This is a genomic window from Stenotrophomonas sp. GD04024 (assembly GCF_029837545.1).
Taxonomy (GTDB): domain Bacteria; phylum Pseudomonadota; class Gammaproteobacteria; order Xanthomonadales; family Xanthomonadaceae; genus Stenotrophomonas; species Stenotrophomonas forensis.
On the sequence record NZ_JAOEDV010000010.1, the window covers coordinates 30451 to 48482 of the forward strand.

The 18032-nt window shown below is 65.7% G+C and carries 16 protein-coding genes and 6 tRNA genes; 18 read left to right on the plus strand and 4 right to left on the minus strand.

From position 1 onward, the window contains the following. Positions 1-3: 3 nt before the first annotated feature. The 3 genes from phoR to N7590_RS05145 all read right to left on the minus strand — a co-directional run bounded on the left by phoR (position 4) and on the right by N7590_RS05145 (position 3948). Entirely contained in the window at positions 4-1335 is a 1332-nt protein-coding gene (gene phoR, locus N7590_RS05135) for a phosphate regulon sensor histidine kinase PhoR (protein ID WP_164241313.1), read from the minus strand. Positions 1336-1441: 106 nt separating this feature from the next. Further along, on the minus strand, positions 1442-2131 hold the full coding sequence (gene phoB / locus N7590_RS05140) for a phosphate regulon transcriptional regulator PhoB (RefSeq protein WP_005408258.1): 690 nt from the start codon (positions 2129-2131) through the stop codon (positions 1442-1444). Between the two features lie 116 nt (positions 2132-2247). After that, on the minus strand, positions 2248-3948 hold the full coding sequence (locus N7590_RS05145) for a M48 family metalloprotease (RefSeq protein WP_180878948.1): 1701 nt from the start codon (positions 3946-3948) through the stop codon (positions 2248-2250). Between the two features lie 88 nt (positions 3949-4036). Between N7590_RS05145 and grxC the strand changes: the two genes are divergently transcribed. The 6 genes from grxC to N7590_RS05175 all read left to right on the plus strand — a co-directional run bounded on the left by grxC (position 4037) and on the right by N7590_RS05175 (position 8779). Next, positions 4037-4327, plus strand: a complete 291-nt coding sequence (grxC, locus tag N7590_RS05150; RefSeq protein ID WP_004154541.1) for a glutaredoxin 3 — start codon at positions 4037-4039, stop codon at positions 4325-4327. Next, a complete protein-coding gene (locus N7590_RS05155) occupies positions 4324-4716 on the plus strand; it encodes a carboxymuconolactone decarboxylase family protein (RefSeq protein WP_005408260.1) in 393 nt (130 codons plus the stop codon). The genes grxC and N7590_RS05155 overlap by 4 nt, the downstream gene beginning before the upstream one ends. Before the next feature lie 318 nt (positions 4717-5034). Then, positions 5035-6039 carry an isocitrate dehydrogenase gene (locus N7590_RS05160; protein WP_014036138.1) on the plus strand — a complete coding sequence of 335 codons (1005 nt, stop codon included), beginning with the start codon at positions 5035-5037 and terminating at the stop codon, positions 6037-6039. Between the two features lie 259 nt (positions 6040-6298). Then, on the plus strand, positions 6299-7042 hold the full coding sequence (locus N7590_RS05165) for a cysteine hydrolase (RefSeq protein WP_164241314.1): 744 nt from the start codon (positions 6299-6301) through the stop codon (positions 7040-7042). A gap of 53 nt (positions 7043-7095) precedes the next feature. Beyond that, complete coding sequence (locus N7590_RS05170) at positions 7096-8004, plus strand: LysR family transcriptional regulator (RefSeq protein WP_164241315.1); 909 nt, start codon at positions 7096-7098, stop codon at positions 8002-8004. A gap of 25 nt (positions 8005-8029) precedes the next feature. Then, entirely contained in the window at positions 8030-8779 is a 750-nt protein-coding gene (locus tag N7590_RS05175; protein ID WP_164241316.1) for a sulfite exporter TauE/SafE family protein, read from the plus strand. Between the two features lie 59 nt (positions 8780-8838). Here N7590_RS05175 and N7590_RS05180 read toward each other — a convergent pair whose 3' ends face one another. Next, positions 8839-9597 carry a Bax inhibitor-1/YccA family protein gene (locus N7590_RS05180; protein ID WP_164086056.1) on the minus strand — a complete coding sequence of 253 codons (759 nt, stop codon included), beginning with the start codon at positions 9595-9597 and terminating at the stop codon, positions 8839-8841. Positions 9598-9777: 180 nt separating this feature from the next. Here N7590_RS05180 and N7590_RS05185 point away from each other — a divergent pair. From N7590_RS05185 to N7590_RS05240, 12 genes are all read left to right on the plus strand, one after another. After that, positions 9778-9854: transfer RNA gene (locus N7590_RS05185), tRNA-Pro, on the plus strand. A 39-nt stretch (positions 9855-9893) separates the two neighbouring features. After that, positions 9894-9970: transfer RNA gene (locus N7590_RS05190), tRNA-Arg, on the plus strand. A gap of 173 nt (positions 9971-10143) precedes the next feature. Beyond that, a tRNA-His gene (locus N7590_RS05195) sits at positions 10144-10220 on the plus strand. A 79-nt stretch (positions 10221-10299) separates the two neighbouring features. Beyond that, a tRNA-Lys gene (locus N7590_RS05200) sits at positions 10300-10375 on the plus strand. A gap of 196 nt (positions 10376-10571) precedes the next feature. Then, a tRNA-Lys gene (locus N7590_RS05205) sits at positions 10572-10647 on the plus strand. Between the two features lie 220 nt (positions 10648-10867). Next, positions 10868-11146 (plus strand): hypothetical protein, encoded by a 279-nt coding sequence (locus tag N7590_RS05210; RefSeq protein WP_164241317.1) that lies wholly within the window; start codon positions 10868-10870, stop codon positions 11144-11146. Between the two features lie 110 nt (positions 11147-11256). Further along, a tRNA-Leu gene (locus N7590_RS05215) sits at positions 11257-11341 on the plus strand. A gap of 189 nt (positions 11342-11530) precedes the next feature. Continuing rightward, on the plus strand, positions 11531-12826 hold the full coding sequence (tig, locus tag N7590_RS05220; RefSeq protein ID WP_008268226.1) for a trigger factor: 1296 nt from the start codon (positions 11531-11533) through the stop codon (positions 12824-12826). 76 nt (positions 12827-12902) lie between these two features. Next, positions 12903-13529, plus strand: coding sequence for an ATP-dependent Clp endopeptidase proteolytic subunit ClpP (gene clpP / locus N7590_RS05225; RefSeq protein WP_004146318.1), 627 nt, complete (start codon positions 12903-12905; stop codon positions 13527-13529). Positions 13530-13655: 126 nt separating this feature from the next. Further along, the gene (clpX, locus tag N7590_RS05230) at positions 13656-14945 is read left to right on the plus strand and encodes an ATP-dependent Clp protease ATP-binding subunit ClpX (protein WP_004154600.1); all 1290 of its coding nucleotides are present in this window, start codon (positions 13656-13658) and stop codon (positions 14943-14945) included. 142 nt (positions 14946-15087) lie between these two features. Next, a complete protein-coding gene (lon, locus tag N7590_RS05235; RefSeq protein ID WP_053512047.1) occupies positions 15088-17535 on the plus strand; it encodes an endopeptidase La in 2448 nt (815 codons plus the stop codon). Between the two features lie 217 nt (positions 17536-17752). Further along, a complete protein-coding gene (locus N7590_RS05240) occupies positions 17753-18025 on the plus strand; it encodes an HU family DNA-binding protein (RefSeq protein ID WP_004146343.1) in 273 nt (90 codons plus the stop codon). The last annotated feature ends 7 nt before the right edge of the window (positions 18026-18032 follow it).

Genomic DNA, 18032 nt, shown 5'->3' on the forward strand with positions numbered 1-18032 from the left:
GCGTCATTCTTCGATGGAAGTCAGGGGGGCGGACTCGCGTGGGCGCACGTGGTCGGCATCGAAATGGCAGGAGAACACCGAGCCCTTGCCGACCTCGCTTTCAATCTCCAGCCGCGCGTGGTGCAGGCCGAGGATGTGCTTGACGATGGACAGGCCCAGGCCGGTGCCGCCGCTTTCGCGGGAGCGGCTGCTGGAGACGCGGTAGAAACGTTCGGTCAGGCGCGGCAGATGCGTGGCCGGGATGCCGTAGCCGGAATCACGCACGGCCAGCACCGCGCCATCGCCTTCGCGGCGGAACTCGACGGCGATGCGGCCACCGGCCGGGGTGTAGCGCACCGCATTGGTGACCAGGTTGGAAAACGCGCTGTGCAGTTCCTTTGTCGAGCCCTGCAGGTCCACTCCAGCCAGGTCGTCGATGCTGATCTGGTGGCGGCCCTGGCTGTGTGCTTCGGCTTCGCGGCGCAGGGTGGCCAGCATCGGCTGCATGGCCACGGTCTCGTCCTCGCTGTGCTCCTGCGATTCCAGCCGCGACAGGGTCAGCAGGTCTTCCACCAGCTGGGCCATGCGCTGGCTCTGCTTGCGCATTTCCTCCAGCATCGGCCCGGTGCCGGGGAAATCGTCCGGGTCCATCATGTCCAGATAGCCGTGGACCACGGTGAGCGGCGTGCGCAGCTCGTGTGAAACGTTGGCCACGAAGTCGCGGCGGACCTGTTCCAGGCGCAGCAGCTTGGTGACGTCGCGGGCGATCAGCAGCCAGTAGTCCGACGAATAGGGAATCAGGCGCAGGTTGAGGCGGATCGCCGGATCGACCGGCGAGGGCACGTCCAGGATCGGTTCGGCATTGCGGCCACCGGCCAGCCAGTGGGCCAGCGGCATCGGCTGCAGCCGTTCGACCAGCGCTTCGCCGAGATCACCGGGATGGTGCAGGCCGAGCAGGGCAGTGGCCGCTTCGTTGAACCACTGCACGCGCTGGCTGTTGCGGTCCAGCACCACCACCGCATCGGGCAACGCGGCGGCGGCAGCGCGATAACTGCGCAGCATGTCCAGCAGGCGGCGCTTGCGCACGCGCATTTCCACCTGGTTGCGGTACAGCAGGCGGTCCAGTTCGTTCCAGACGCCGGTGCCTTCGTCGGCGGTGTCCCAGCGCTGGCGTGCGGTCAGGCGGCGCAGCACGCTGCGCAGGCGCCAGTAATGCCAGGCCAGGGTAGCCAACGCGCCCAGTGCGATGCACAACCACAGATGGCCCGAGAACCACCCCACCAGTCCGGCGAACAGCAGTACCGCGGCGACGGTGGCCAGGGTCTTCAACCAGGCAGAGCGGATGTGGCGGGGCATTGCGATCTCGTCGTTGAGGTGCGGCGGTTCACTGGGGTGAACCGAGGGTTATAGCAGAGTTGCCGGCACCGGCACCCGCGGGTGCGCGGCGCCGGCACGACGAGACTCAGGTTGCAGTAGAGAAGCGGTAGCCGGCGCCGCGCACGGTCTGCACCATGTTCTCGGCGTTGAACGGTTCCAGCGTCTTGCGCAGGCGGCGGATATGCACGTCGATGGTGCGCTCCTCCACGTACACGCTGCCACCCCAGACATGGTCCAGCAGCTGGGCGCGGGTGTAGACGCGCTCGGGGTGGGTCATGAAGAAGTGCAGCAGGCGGTATTCGGTCGGGCCGATCGGCACCGGCTGGTCGTTGGCGAACACGCGATGGGCGGCGCCATCGATGCGGATCGGGCCGACCGCCACGCTGCCGTCCTCGTCGTCCTCGCGGGCGCGGCGCATCACCGCACGGATGCGGGCCAGCAGTTCGCGCGCCGAGAACGGCTTGACCACGTAGTCGTCGACACCGGCTTCAAGCCCGCCGACGCGATCGTTCTCTTCGCCGCGGGCGGTCAGCATGATGATCGGCACTTCGCGGGTCAGCGTTTCCTTGCGCCAGCGGCGGGCCAGGTCCAGGCCACTGGTACCGGGCAGCATCCAGTCCAGCAGGATCAGGTCGGGCACGCGGTCGGCGATCGCGGTCTGCGCCTCGCGGGCATCGCCGGCGTGGACAGGTTCGTAGTCGCCCTTGCGCAGGGCGAAGGCGACCATTTCACGGATCGCGGGCTCGTCATCGACGATCAGGATGCGTTTCTGCACGAGGACACCGTAGGGCTCGGTTACTGGAGTGGTGCCAGTAGACTACGGTTTGATGACATGTTTGTGACTGCCTGGCCGGAACCGGCCTGGATTGCCATCGGTCGGTCATGCGGCGCTCAGCGGCGGTCGAGGTCGGGGTCCTGCACGCCCTGGCGGCGCAGTTCCAGCACGGTGGGGGTGATCGCTTCGATGCGCGCGTCCACCCGTGCCCGGCCGACATAATCCAGCGCCGGGTTGCGCTTGAGCGCCTGCAACTGGATCAGCGACTGCTCCGGACGACCGCTGAGGAAGGCGGCCTCGGCATAGGCCTCGCTGGCGCGCACGCTGTCACCGGCCAGTTCGCTGGCGCGGGCGTATCGCTGCTGGAAGACCGGATCGTTACCGCTTTGCGACAACAGCGGCCGCAGCATGGCCTGCGCGCGCTGGCCGGCCTCGCGGCTGCCCTGTTCGTTCAGGATCTCGGCATAGGTCAGGGCCACCGGGCGGCTGTTGGGGTGCTCGCGCAGCAGCTGTTCGAAGCGGCTGTTGGCCTGGGCGGCCTGGCCGGCGCGCGATTCGGCCTCGCCCAGCCCCAGCGCCAGCCACAGGTTGTCCGGGCGGGTCTGCAGCAGGGTGGCCAGGGTCTGCCGGGCCTGCCCGGCACCGGCGCGGCCGCCGCGCATGACGGCCAGGGCCTGGCCATAGCGCTGGGCGTCGTTCAGGCCATCCTTCTGGCGCTTGGCCATGTCGGCGTATTCGCGCTCCAGTTCGGCGGTGGAGTCGGCGCTGAGCACCCGCAGGCGCTCGCGTGCCCAGTCGAAGTCGCCGCTGGCACCGCGGCTGAGCTGGCCGATCGGGATGCGCAGCACGCTGCTGGGCAGCAGCGGATTGTTGCCGCGCAGCAGCGGTTCGGCCAGGCTGGGGTCAGCCGGGTCCACCCGCTCCCTGCGTTCGCCGCTGGGGGTGCTGGTGGTCAGCAGCACCGTGTCCTTCTTCATCTGCTCGGCACGGGCCTTGGCTTCGCTGATGCGGGTGATGTTGACCGGGTGGGTGCGCAGGAACTCCGGCACGCTGTAGCCGCCTTCGTTGCCACGCATCGCCGCCGCCATCCGCTCGAAGAAGCCGGCCATGGCGTCCACGTCGTAGCCGCTGCGGGCCAGGGTGCGGATGCCAAGGCGGTCGGCCTCGGATTCGTTGGACCGGGTGTAGTTGATCTGCCGCTGCTGCATCAGGCCCATGCCCGAGCTGATCGCGGCCATGGTCGCGTTGCCGGAGGAGGTGCTGTTGCTGGCCTGCGCGGCCACCACCGCGGCCAGCATGCCCAGCAGGATCGGGATCTGGTCGCGCTGGGCGCGCTCGACCCCACGCAGTACGTGCTGCTGGGTGACGTGGGCGATTTCATGCGACAGCACTGCCGCTACCTCGTCCTCGCGCTCGGCGGTCAATACCAGGCCGGCGTTGACCCCGATGTAGCCGCCCAGCGTAGCGAAGGCGTTGATCTGGCGGTCCTTCATCACGAAGAACGTGTACGGCTGCCGCGGCTGGTCGCTGTTGGAGCCAAGCCGGGTACCCATGGTCTGCAGCCAGTCGTTGACCAGCGGATCGTCGAGCAGATAACCGTAGTTGCGCAGCTCGCGCAGCATCATCGCGCCATACTCGGCCTGGCGCGCCGGGGTCAGCAGTTCGCCGGCCGAGGAGCCGATGTCGGGCAGCTTCTCCTGGGCCTGGGCCAGCGGCATGGCCAGGGCCAGGGTGATGGCGGTAGTCAGCAGCAGGGCTCGCAAGCAGGAGGTCCTCGGGCAGGGCGCGCCCAGCGTGGCAGGGCAGGGGGCAACCATTCGTTAATCCACAGTGTTGCGGCCGTGGCGTGGAAATTCCAGCGCACCGGTACCATATATGGACCGTCGATCCATCGTGGAGTTTCCCGTGACAGCCCAGACCGCCGGCGGTGCCCCCGCCATCACCATCTATTCCACCGCCGTCTGCCCGTACTGCGTGGCCGCCAAGAACTTCCTGAAGAGCAAGGGCCAGCAGTGGACCGAGGTCCGCATCGACCTGGACCCGGCCGAGCGCGAGAAGATGATGGCGCTGACCCGCCGCACCAGCGTGCCGCAGATTTTCGTCGGCGACGTCCATGTCGGCGGTTACGACGACATGATGGCCCTGCACCGTGAAGGCAAGCTCGAGCCGCTGCTGGCCGGGCAGGGCCAGGCATGAGCGCGGCCGACGACGGCAGCAAGGACCGCATCGCCGAGTTCACCGACTTCCGCAAGCGCATGAACGAGCGCATCCTGGGCGAACCGAACCAGGTGGTGCGCCGCTTCTTCGCGCTGGATACGCAGACCTACCAGGCCGGCGCGCTGGACGTGAAGACCAAGGAACTGCTGGGCTTGGTGGCCTCGATGGTGCTGCGCTGCGACGACTGCATCAGCTACCACGTGGCCCAGTGCAAGGACGCCGGGGTGACCCGCGAAGAGTTCTTCGAGACCTTCTCGGTCGGCCTGGTGGTCGGCGGCTCGATCGTGATCCCGCACCTGCGCCGCGCGGTCGATTTCCTCGACCAGCTCGAAGGCGGCGCCGCCGCACCGGCAGCGCACGAACACTGAAGAAAGTGCCGGCCCTGGCCGGCATCGCCTGAACCCGACATGGCCGAAGTTGCCGGCCAGCGGCCGGCACTACCGAGCGCGCGGGGGGCCTTCCCCGCGATCCAAGAGCCCAGGAGCCCCTTCTTGTTGAAGGGGCGCGCCGACAGGCGGGGGTAGAGGAAGAATGCGCGGGCAATTATGCCTTTGCCGGGGTCAGGACCATGGTCTACTTGGGTAGCCGGGCCCGGCTAAGGCATAATTGCCGGTGAAACTTCCTTTGCGCCGGCGTTTCCGGGCACGTCCGGACGGCGTTTTTCCCCCTGTTCGGAACATCGATCAATGACGCAGAAAATTACGGTCATCCGCGGCGACGGCATTGGCCCGGAAATCATGGACGCCACCCTGTTCGTGCTCGACCAGCTCAAGACTGGCCTGGAGTACGAGGACGCCGACGCCGGCCTGGTGGCCCTGGAAAAGCACGGCGACCTGATGCCGGCGGTGACCCTGGAATCGATCGCGCGCAACAAGGTGGCGCTGAAGAGCCCGCTGACCACCCCGGTCGGTGGTGGCTTCACCTCGATCAACGTCAGCCTGCGCCGCCACTTCGACCTGTACGCCAACGTGCGTCCGGCGCACACCTTCCCGAACACCAAGTCGCGTTTCGACAACGTTGACCTGATCACCGTTCGCGAGAACACCGAAGGTGCGTACCTGGCCGAAGGCCAGGAAGTGTCGGCCGATGGCGAGACCGCCTTCTCCGGCACCCGCATCACCCGCAAGGGCTCCGAGCGCATCGTGCGCTACGCCTTCGAGCTGGCCAAGAGCACCGGCCGCAAGAAGGTCACCGCCGTGCACAAGGCCAACATCATCAAGTCGACCTCCGGCCTGTTCCTGAACGTCGCCCGCGAAGTGGCCGCGCAGTACCCGGAGATCGAGTTCCAGGAAATGATCGTCGACAACTGCTGCATGCAGCTGGTGATGCGTCCGGAACAGTTCGACGTGATCGTCACCACCAACCTGTTCGGCGACATCATCTCCGACCTGTGCGCTGGCCTGGTCGGCGGCCTGGGCCTGGCCCCGGGTGCCAACATCGGCAAGGACGCGGCGATCTTCGAAGCCGTGCACGGTACTGCACCGGACATCGCCGGCCAGGGCAAGGCCAATCCGTGCGCACTGCTGCTGGCAGCCGCGCAGATGCTGGACCACGTCGGCCAGCCGGAAAATGCCGAGCGCCTGCGCAAGGCGATCGTGGCCACCATGGAAGCCAAGGACTCGCTGACCGGCGACCTGGGGGGCACCGGTACCACCATGAGCTTCGCCCAGGCCATCGCCAGCCGCCTGTAAGCGGTCGGCCAGCCTCGGTTGGACCCACAGCGGGGCGCCTTCGGGCGCCCCGTTGCGTTTCTGCGCTTCTGTAGCGTCGAGCCATGCTCGACGGCTTTTGCTTTCTTATGGGGCTCACGCGAAGAGCAGTCGAGCATGGCTCGACACTACACTATCGGTCTGTGCGCTATCTGCACAGATCGTGTGCTGCTTCACTGCTGGTTCGTGCGCCATCCGCTCCGCATCCTGTGCCCACTTTCCACCGCACAGGAGTCGTCCGATGAACCTCACCGCCTTTGGCCTGGCCAGCCTGATCGGCATGGCCGCCACCGCCCCGGTCGTCGCCGCCGAGCCGGCCCATCCCACCATCCGCCACATGGCTGGCGCCCCGGTCCCCGCTTCGCTGGATGCGGCCAAGACCGCCGTGCTGGTGATCGATTTCCAGAACGAGTACTTCGATGCAAAGGCCGCGCCTGGCTTTGCCGGTGGCCGCATGGTCATCCCCGATGGCGTGGCCGCGCTGCGCCAGACCCGCCGCCTGATCGACTTCGCCGATGCCAATGGCATCCGCGTCATCCACGTGCAGCATGTGCTGCCAGCAGGTGCGCCGCTGTTCGCGCAGGGCAGTGCCAATGCCGCCTTCCATCGCGACATGCAGCCGCGGGCCGGCGAGACCGTGGTGCAGAAGGACAACGTCAGCGTGTTCGCTGGCGGCTCTGCGGCAGTGATCGACACCGTGCTGAAGCAGGCGGGCATCGACACCCTGATCGTCACCGGCCTGCAGACCCATGCCTGCGTGGCCGGCGCCGCCCGCGATGCCGCCGCGGCACCGCGTGGCTACCGGGTGATCGTGTCGTCCGATGCAACGGCCAGCCGCGACCTGGACCTGGCCGGTGGCCAGCACATCGGCCATCGCGCGCTGCACGAGGCCGCGCTGGCCCAGATCGAGGACACATTCGGCGATGTCATGACCACTGACGCGATCCTGGCGCTGCCGGTGCGCAAGGCCGGCGGCGGTGCTTGATAAGCTGGCAGGGCCCGCACATCGCGGGTCCTGCCAACCGGAGCCGCCCGCTGATGGATCAATTCGCCGCCCTGCGCGCGCTGCGTGCCATCGTCGATGCGGGTAGCTTCACCGCTGCCGCCGAGCGATTGGGGACGACCCATTCGGCCATGTCGCGGCAACTGCGGCAGCTGGAAGAACACCTGCAGGTACGCCTGCTGGACCGCAACAGCCGCCGGCTGTCACTGACCGAAGCCGGTCGCGACTACTACCGCGAGGCGGGAGCGCTGCTGGATCGCCTGCAAGAAGCAGATGATCGCGTGCGTGCCGGGCAGGCGCAGCCCAGTGGCACCGTACGCATCAGCGTGCCGCAGGTGGTGGCCAGCCAGGAGCTGCCGCATTGGCTGCCGACGTTCCTGCAGCGCTACCCGCAGGTGGCGCTGGATCTTTCCGCCGATGATCAGCTGGTCGATGTGGTGGGCGGTGGTTTCGATCTTGCGCTGCGCATCGCGCCATCATTGCCGGACAGCCAGCTGGTTGCACGCGAGCTGGCCAGCTGCCCGCGCATCCTGGTGGCCGCGCCTGGCTACCTGGCGCGCCACGGACTGCCCCGGCAGGCGTCGGATCTCTCGCAGCACCTGCGGCTGGGTTTCAGTCCCACGCCGTCGATGCCGCCCTGGCAACTGCACGGGCCACGCGGTGCGACCGTGACCATCGACGCCGGGCAACGCCTGCGCGTGGACGCCACACCGGCGCTGTATGCGGCGACGCTGGCCGGAATGGGCGTCAGTCTGTTCACTGCGCTGACCGTGCAGGAGGACCTGCGCGCCGGTCGTTTGATCCGGGTGCTGCCGGCCTGGCACGCCGGACAGCGCCGCTACTTCGCGCTGTATCCGCATGCGCGTGCACTGGCGCCGAAGGTGCGTGCGCTGGTCGAGCATCTCGCAGCGCACTACGCTGCGCAGAGTGGCGCGGCTGGGTAGCCATGCAACCGCAACCGAGGTGGTGATGGAGTCGGTCTATCTGCTGGTCGCGCTCGGCGCGATCGTCGCCGGATTCGTGCAGGGCCTGTCGGGTTTCGCGTTCGGCATGGTGGCGATGTCGTTCTGGGCGTGGGGGCTGGAGCCGCGACTGGCAGCAACGCTGTCGGTATTCGGCGCGCTGGTCGGCCAGCTGGTCGCGGTGTTCACCGTGCGCCGCGGATTCAACCTGCGTCTGCTGCTGCCATTCGTGCTGGGCGGTCTGGCGGGCATCCCGCTGGGCGTGATGGTGCTGCCGCAGCTGGACATGGAGTGGTTCAAGGCGCTGCTGGGGGGCTTCCTCGCGCTGTGGTGCCCGGTGATGCTGATGGCGCGGTCGTTGCCGCCGATCCGCGCGGGCGGCCGCCTGGGTGACGCGATCGCCGGCATGGCCGGTGGTGTGCTCAGCGGCATCGGTGGATTCGCCGGGCCCGTGCCGACGTTGTGGAGCACGCTGCGTGGTTTCGGCAAGGATGAGCAGCGCGCGGTCATCCAGAACTTCAACCTGGCGATGCTGGCGGTGACCATGGCCACCTATGTCGGCAGTGGCCTGGTGAACCGGCAGATGCTGCCGTATTTCGCCATCGTGGCGCCGGCCATGCTGGTGCCGGCCCTGCTCGGTGCGCGGGTCTACATCGGCATCAGCGAGGCGCGCTTCCGCCAGCTCGTGCTGAGCCTGCTGACCGCGTCGGGCATCGCGCTGCTGGCCTCGTCGCTTCCGGCGCTGCTGGCGCGCTGATGCGTCAAAGGAAAAGGGCGCCACCCGGGCGCCCTTTGTCGTTTACGGCATGGCGTGGCTCAGCGCTGCTGGATCTTCGACAGCAGGCGCAGGAATTCGATGTACAGCCAGACCAGGGTCACCATCAGGCCGAATGCGCCATACCACTCCATGTACTTCGGCGCGCGCTGGGCCACGCCCGTCTCGATGAAGTCGAAGTCCAGCACCAGGTTCAGTGCTGCGACCACCACCACGAACAGGCTGAAGGCGATGCCCAGCCAGCTGGAGTCGTGGATCACCGGGACGTTGATGTTGAAGAAGCCCAGTACGAAGGAGGCCAGGTAGAGCAGGGCGATGCCGCCGGTGGCAGCCACCACGCCCATCTTGAAGTTCTCGGTGGCCTTGATCACGCCGCTGCGGTACGCGAACAGCAGCGCGGCCAGCGTGCCGAAGGTCAGCAGCACGGCCTGGAAGACGATGCCCGGGTACTTCATGTTGAACAGCGCCGACACGGCGCCCAGGAACAGGCCCTCGACCAGCGCATACATCGGTGCGGTGACCGGCGACCATTCCTTCTTGAAGATGGTGATCAGCGCCAGCACCAGCCCGCCGATCGCGCCGCCCATGGCATACAGCTTGGCTGCGCCCATGACCTCGCCGTACTCGTTGACGGACTGGTTCCAGGCGAAGGCCGCGGTCAGCACGGTCAACAGCAGCAGGATGCCGGTCTTGTTGGCGGTGCCGTTGAGGGTCATCACCTGGCCGGGGCTGGTCACCACCGAACCGCTGGCGAGGTCGAGGAAGGTCGACTCGGAAAGAGCCGGGTTGCCGCTGCGCATGCGTGTTCTCCGTGCGAATGAGGGTCGGGACGGCCATCCGGCCGATGTCCACGAGCATAGCCGATGGACATGCAGGGCGCCGTGGCGGGTTCATGATCGGTCGCGCCTGCGTTGACAGTTCGCGATGCGCTTGGCGACAATGAACGACTCCCCGGGCCTGGCCCGAGGGGATTGCAAGACCGGGGTATAGCGCAGTCTGGTAGCGCGCCTGCTTTGGGAGCAGGATGTCGGGGGTTCGAATCCCTCTACCCCGACCAATCCCACGCCACGTCGGATTGGACATCGTTCCGGTTCGGGCGCCCGTAGCTCAACTGGATAGAGCACCGGCCTTCTAAGCCGGCGGTTACAGGTTCGATTCCTGTCGGGCGCGCCATTGGCGAGGCACCGGGGTCGTATCGGCAGATGTGAAGAAGTGCTTGCAAAAGCCCACAGACTCCACCAGAATATCGGACTCGCTTCGGCGGACCGGAACTTCGGTGACAGTCTCCAGGCAAAGGTTTGAGTTCCAGCGTCAGTGGTATCGGCGAGGGAGCAAAAGTTTCAGTGGTGGCTGTAGCTCAGTTGGTTAGAGTACCGGATTGTGATTCCGGTGGTCGGGGGTTCGAATCCCCTCAGCCACCCCACTGATTCAACCGCATCGGCGCAGCCGAAACGGTATTGCAATAAACAGAAAGCACGCTACAATGTGCGTCTGAGTTTCACGGGCCGTTAGCTCAGTTGGTAGAGCAGTTGACTCTTAATCAATAGGTCCAAGGTTCGAATCCTTGACGGCCCACCAAGACGGAAGCCACCTGGTACGCCAGGTGGCTTTTTTCTTATTAGTGTGACTCCTTCGTTGCGATGGATCACGCCCTGCGGAGTCCGGCCTGGTGCCGTTCTGCAGAGGCAGCTGGATGTGGTGCTGGTTTCAACGATGTTGAAGAAAGCGCTTGCACCCACCGAGCGGATCGGGTCATAATTCGCGCCCCGATTTCGGGCTGTTAGCTCAGTTGGTAGAGCAGTTGACTCTTAATCAATAGGTCCAAGGTTCGAATCCTTGACAGCCCACCAGACGAAAGCCACTTGGTTCGCCAAGTGGCTTTTTTCTTGTCCGTACGCCGGGTTGCGCTTCACCCACGCATGGCGTGGATCTACTGAAGCGGTGCTGAAATCAGTGGCATATGCGTCATCAGTGTTTTCAATGCTGTGCGCTGCTTCTCACCGCATCGCGTTCTCCATCGAACCCAATGGATCTTCCGCGCCGATGGCGCATGCACGAAGGAAGATGTTGATGGCCGATATCAATCGACTGCGCATGATGGCGTGGGTTCCCGTCGCACTGATGGCACTGGTGGCCTGCGCGCCCGGCAGTGATCCGGCGCAGACCGTCGAGCGCGATGCCAGCGTGGAGGCTGTTCCGGCACGGCCGGTATCGCCGGAGGGTGGCGCCGCCCCTGAGGCGGTGGAGCTGCGCGGCACCGACGAGGGGGGCGTGGAGGTCCGCGAAGCGGATCCAGCAGCCGGGCAGGGCGCCGCAACGGCGCCCGCCCGAACCGAACCGCCGCACTGAACCAGCGCCGTCCCGGAGGGCCGTTGCTCGCCGGGACGGCCATGTTCAGTTTTGTGCAGGACTTCCGCTTCCCGCCCCTGCCTGCGACAATGAACGCCTGTGCCGGCCACGCGAAAGTGGCGGAATTGGTAGACGCCCTGGATTTAGGTTCCAGTGCCGCAAGGCGTGGGGGTTCGAGTCCCCCCTTTCGCACCAGTGCCGGCCTGTCCCCGCCCTGATCGGGCCCTCTGCGCCCCTTGACCCGGCACGCGCTGGCAGTGCAGGCCGAATTGGGCGAAACTAAAGGGCTGCGGCAAGCAGGCGCGTCCCAGACGCCGTGTCCTTACAACCGTTTCATCCCAATCATCGAGCCGGGGGCCTGGGCCACCGGTGGCAGGAGTCAACATGCAAGCTTCGATCGAATCCACCGGCAACCTGGAACGCCGCCTGAGCTTCTCGCTGCCGGAAGACCGTCTGCAGAGCCACATCGTCGGCCGCCTGGGCGAAATCGCCCGTACCACCCGCATCAAGGGTTTCCGTCCGGGCAAGGTGCCGGCCAAGGTGATCGAGCAGCGCTTCGGCGCGCAGGTCCGTGGCGAAGCGCTGGACGGCCTGCTGCGCGAAACCTTCGATGCCGCCGTGCGTGAGCACGACCTGCGCATCGTCGGCAGCCCGCGCATCGACAAGGGCGACGAGGGTGAGTTCTCGTTCGTGGCCACCGTGGAAGTGGTGCCGGACTTCGGCGACATCGACGTCAGCAAGCTGACCGTGGTGCGCCACAGCGCCGAAATCACCGACGCCGACATCGACCAGATGATCGAGAACCTGCAGAACCAGCGTCGTACCTGGGCCCCGGTCAGCCGTGGCGCGCAGGACGGCGACCTGGTCGCAGTGGAAACCTGGTCGCAGGCCGGCGAAGAGCGCCTGCCGGCCGAGGGCACCGAGAAGGGTTCGATCGTGCTCGGCCAGGGCATGATGTTCGACACCATCGAGAAGGGCCTGGTCGGCCTGGCCAAGGGTGAAGAGAAGACCCTGGACGTCGAGTTCCCGGCTGACTGGCGCGTGCCGGTACTGGCCGGCAAGACCGTGCAGGTCACCGTCAAGGTTGCCGAGGTGTCCGAGCCGGTCGTGCCGGCGGTCGACGAAGCCTTCATCAAGAGCTTTGGCGTGAAGGGCGGCGACGTCGAGCAGTTCCGCAGCGACATCCGCGCCAACCTGGAGCGCGAGCTGAAGGGCGCCCTGATGAACCGCCTGCGTCGCGAAGTGGGCGAGCAGCTGATCGCCGCCTACGCTTCGGTGGAAATGCCGCCGCGCCTGGTCGAGAACGAAGCCCGCGCCATGCTGGCCCAGCAGGTGGAGCAGATCCGCCGTAACGGCCAGAACGTCGGTGAGATCCCGGCCGATGCCCATGAGGGCTTCAAGGACGCTGCCGCCAAGCGCGTGCTGGTCGGCCTGCTGGTCGGTGAAGTGGCCCGTACCAACGACCTGCGCCTGGAAGCCAAGCGCCTGAACGAAACGATGCGCCTGATCGCTTCGACCTACGAAGAGCCGGAGCAGGTCATTGAGATGTACCGCAACGACCCCCAGCTGATGTCTGGCCTGCAGAACCGCGTGATGGAAGAGCAGGTGATCGACTGGATCGCCGAGCGTGCCCAGCACACCGAAGAAAAGCTGTCGTTCCAGGACGCGATCCGCCAGTAAGCCCGGGCGGATCACCGAATGCCCCGCGCCTTTGCCGGCGCGGGGTTGTTTCCCCCCAAGATAGGTACCTCACGTAATGGACAACCGAACCAAAGCCCTGAACCTGGTTCCGATGGTGGTCGAGCAGACCAGCCGCGGCGAGCGTGCCTACGACATCTATTCGCGCCTGTTGAAGGAGCGCCTGATCTTCCTCGTGGGCCCGATCGACGATCACATGGCCAACGTGGTGGTGGCGCAGTTGCTGTTCCTGGAGTCGGAAAACCCGGAAAAGGACATCAACATCTACATCAACTCGCCTGGTGGCGTGGTCACCGCCGGCATGGCGATCTACGACACCATGCAGTACATCAAGCCGAATGTGAGCACCACCTGCATCGGCCAGGCGGCCTCGATGGGCGCCCTGCTGCTGGCTGCCGGTGAAGCCGGCAAGCGCTACGCGCTGCCGAATTCGCGCGTGATGATCCACCAGCCGCTGGGCGGCTACCAGGGCCAGGCCACCGACATCGACATCCATGCGCGTGAGATCCTGACCCTGCGTTCGCGCCTGAACGAGGTGCTGGCCAAGCACACCGGCCAGTCGCTGGAGACGATCGCCCGTGACACCGAGCGCGACAACTTCAAGAGCGCTTTCGAAGCGCAGGCCTACGGTCTGGTCGACCAGGTCCTGGAGCGTCGTCCGGATGAGTCGATCCAGGCCGGTTGACCGGCCTTCACGGGGCCCGGCAGGCCCCGTTCCTGCAGGGTCGGGCGGGACTGGTGTCCCCTCGGCCCTGTGCTATTCTCGAATCGAACCCCCGTTCAGCGGGTGGGGTAACTGGGTAAGCGAAGCATGAGCGAAGACCGCCAAGGTCGTTCCACGGACACCGGCAAGATCCTCTACTGCTCTTTCTGCGGCAAGAGCCAGCATGAAGTGCGCAAGCTGATTGCGGGTCCGAGCGTATTCATCTGCGATGAGTGCGTGGAGCTGTGCAACGACATCATCCGTGAGGAACTCGAGGAAAAGGCGCAGTCGGCGCGCAGTTCGCTGCCCAAGCCGCGCGAGATCCTCGAGGTTCTCGACCAGTACGTGATCGGCCAGAACCGTGCCAAGCGCACCCTGGCCGTGGCCGTGTACAACCACTACAAGCGCATCGAGAGCCGGCAGAAGAACGACGACGTCGAACTGGCGAAGTCGAACATCCTGCTGGTCGGCCCGACCGGTTCGGGCAAGACGCTGCTGGCCGAGACCCTGGCCCGCCTGCTCAACGTGCCGTTCACCATGGCCGACGCCACCACGCTGACCGAAGCCGGTTACGTGGGCGAGGACGTGGAGAACATCATCCAGAAGCTGCTGCAGAAGTGCGACTACGACGTCGAGAAGGCGCAGCAGGGCATCGTCTACATCGATGAGATCGACAAGATCTCGCGCAAGAGCGAGAACCCGTCGATCACCCGCGATGTGTCCGGCGAAGGCGTGCAGCAGGCCCTGCTGAAGCTGATCGAAGGCACCGTGGCCAGCGTTCCGCCGCAGGGCGGGCGCAAGCATCCGCAGCAGGAATTCCTGCAGGTGGACACCAAGAACATCCTGTTCATCTGCGGCGGCGCGTTCGCCGGGCTGGACAAGGTGATCCAGGCCCGTTCCACCGACGTCGGCAGCATCGGCTTCGGCGCCAAGGTCAAGAGCAGCGAGCGCAAGCAGGAAGTGGGCAAGGTGCTGGCCGAAGTCGAGCCGGAAGACCTGATCAAGTTCGGCCTGATTCCCGAGTTCGTCGGCCGCCTGCCGGTGGTGGCGACCCTGGAAGAGCTGGACGAGCCGGCCCTGATCAAGATCCTGACCGAGCCGAAGAACGCCATCACCAAGCAGTTCAAGAAGCTGTTCGAGATGGAGAATGTCGAGCTGGAGTTCCGTCCGGACGCGCTGTCGGCCATCGCCAGGAAGGCGCTCAAGCGCAAGACCGGCGCCCGCGGCCTGCGCACCATCGTCGAATCGGTCCTGCTGGACACCATGTACGACCTGCCGTCGCAGGAAAACGTCAGCAAGGTGGTGGTGGACGAGTCGGTGATCGAGCACAAGTCCGAGCCGTACCTGATCTACCAGACCCCCGCGGCCCCTGAACAGAAGGCCGCAGGCGCCGAGTGATCCTTCCAGGTTGTTGATTGGAAAGGATTTTCAAGGAATGCCTTGCATCTGAAAGCCGATGGCCCCATAACGGGGCCATCGGCTTTTTTTGTCTCCGGAAGATGCCCTCCCGGAGGCGGTTTTCCCCTTCCCTGGAGCCCCCATGGCCCGTTCCCCAAGTGAAACCCTCGACCTGCCGGTCCTGCCGCTGCGCGACGTAGTGGTGTTCCCGCACATGGTCATCCCGCTGTTCGTCGGCCGTGACAAGTCCATGCACGCGCTTGAACAGGCAATGGAATCGGACAAGCGCATCCTGCTGCTGGCGCAGAAGTCGGCCGAGACCGATGACCCGCACGCGGCCGACCTCTACCAGGTCGGCACGCTGGCGCAGGTGCTGCAGCTGCTGAAGCTGCCCGACGGCACCATCAAGGTGCTGGTTGAAGGCCTGTCGCGCGTGCAGGTCACCCACGTCGACGAGCGCAACGGCTCGCTGCACGGCCAGGCCGTGGAGATCGATGCCACCGACGAGCGCGAAGCCCGCGAGGTCGAGGCGATCGCCCGCTCGCTGATGTCGCTGTTCGAGCAGTACGTGAAGACCAACCGCAAGCTGCCGCCGGAACTGCTGCAGACGCTGTCGGGCATCGATGAGCCGGCGCGCCTGGCCGACACCATCGCCGCGCATATCAGCGTGCGCCTGGCCGACAAGCAGCGCCTGCTGGAAACGCTGGCCGTGGGTGACCGCCTGGAGATGCTGGTCGGCCTGGTCGACGGCGAGATCGACGTGCAGCAGATGGAGAAGCGCATCCGCGGCCGCGTGAAGTCGCAGATGGAGAAGAGCCAGCGCGAGTATTACCTCAACGAACAGATGAAGGCCATCCAGAAGGAACTGGGTGACCTGGACGACGCGCCGGGCGAGCTGGAAGAACTGGCCCGCAAGATTGCCGAAGCCGGCATGCCGAAGGCCGTTGAAGCCAAGGCGCGCAACGAACTGAACAAGCTCAAGCAGATGTCGCCGATGTCGGCCGAAGCGGCGGTCGTGCGCAACTACCTGGAGTGGCTGCTGGGCGTGCCGTGGAAGAAGCGCAGCAAGGTGCGCAAGGACCTGAAGGCCGCGCAGGACACCCTCGATGCCGATCACTACGGCCTGGAGAAGGTCAAGGAACGCATCCTTGAATACCTGGCGGTGCAGTCGCGCGTGAAGCAGATGAAGGGCCCGATCCTGTGCCTGGTCGGGCCGCCGGGCGTGGGCAAGACCTCGCTGGGCCAGTCCATCGCCAAGGCCACCAACCGCAAGTTCGTGCGCATGTCGCTGGGCGGCGTCCGCGACGAAGCCGAGATCCGTGGCCATCGCCGTACCTATGTGGGTTCGATGCCGGGCCGCATCGTGCAGAACCTCAACAAGGTCGGCAGCAAGAACCCGCTGTTCGTGCTCGACGAGATCGACAAGATGTCGATGGATTTCCGCGGCGACCCGTCGTCGGCGCTGCTGGAAGTGCTCGACCCGGAGCAGAACAACGCGTTCAACGACCACTACCTGGAAGTGGACCTGGACCTGTCCGAAGTGATGTTCGTGGCCACCTCGAACTCGCTGAACATCCCGGGCCCGCTGCTGGACCGCATGGAAGTGATCCGCATCCCCGGCTACACCGAGGATGAGAAGCTCAACATCGCCACCCGCTACCTGGTGCCCAAGCAGATCAAGGCCAACGGCCTGCAGCCGGAAGAACTGGAGATCGGCAGCGATGCCATCCAGGACATCGTGCGCTACTACACGCGCGAATCGGGCGTGCGCAACCTGGAACGCGAGATCGCCAAGATCTGCCGCAAGGTGGTGAAGGAGATCGCGCTGGCCGGCCCGCAGCCGGTGAAGGCAAAGAAGGGTGCCAAGAAGAAGGCGCTGGTGAGCGTGTCCAGCAAGAACCTGGACAAGTACCTGGGCGTGCGTCGCTTCGACTTCGGCCGTGCCGAGGAAGAGAACGAGATCGGCCTGGTCACCGGCCTGGCCTGGACCGAAGTCGGTGGCGATCTGCTGCAGATCGAATCGACGCTGGTGCCGGGCAAGGGCCAGCTGATCCTGACCGGCCAGCTCGGCAACGTGATGAAGGAATCGGCGTCGGCGGCGTTGTCGGTGGTGCGCTCGCGCGCGGTCGGCTTCGGCATCGACAGCGACTTCCTGCAGAAGCACGACGTGCACCTGCACGTGCCGGACGGTGCCACGCCGAAGGACGGCCCCAGTGCCGGTGCGGCGATGGTCACCTCGCTGGTGTCGATGCTGACCAAGGTGCCGGTGCGTGCCGACGTGGCGATGACCGGCGAGATCACCCTGCGCGGTCGTGTCACCGCCATTGGTGGCCTGAAGGAGAAGCTGCTGGCTGCGCTGCGCGGCGGCATCCGCACGGTCATCATTCCGGAAGAGAACCGCAAGGACCTTGCTGACATCCCGGCCAACGTCACCCGCGATCTGAAGATCGTGCCGGTGAAGTACATCGAAGAAGTGCTGGACCTGGCACTTGAGCGTCCGTTGGCACCGAAGAAGGCGCGCAAGAGTGCGCAACGTGTCACGGTGCGGAGCAAGGCCAAACCGAGCGGAAACGCGCGCGTCAAGCATTGACGCGCGCTGTCCAATGGCCCGAAACCCGCGTCGTTACTGGCTTTCCAGCTTGCGTGGGGGTAGGGCCGCTGGTATAAAAGCAGCACTCGCGAATGAGTGATCGCTGTCAGCGATCACTGAATCGGCGAACCGTTTCCACATGGCGGCCGCATGCAGAAGGCGTGCGGTTGCTTCCCTGTCGAATCCGCGGAACCCACCGCCAAAGGAGTTGTAGAGAATGAACAAGACCGAATTGATCGATGCCGTTGCTGAAGCTGCCGACCTGACCAAGGCCGAGTCCAGCCGCGCTGTCGATGCCGTCGTTGCTGCCGTCACCAAGGCGCTGAAGGACGGCGATGCGGTCACCCTGGTTGGCTTCGGTACCTTCCAGGTCCGCGACCGTGCTGCCCGCACCGGCCGCAACCCGAAGACCGGCGACACCATCAAGATCGCTGCTTCGAAGAATCCGTCGTTCAAGGCTGGCAAGGCCCTGAAGGATGCTGTAAACTAAGCGGCTC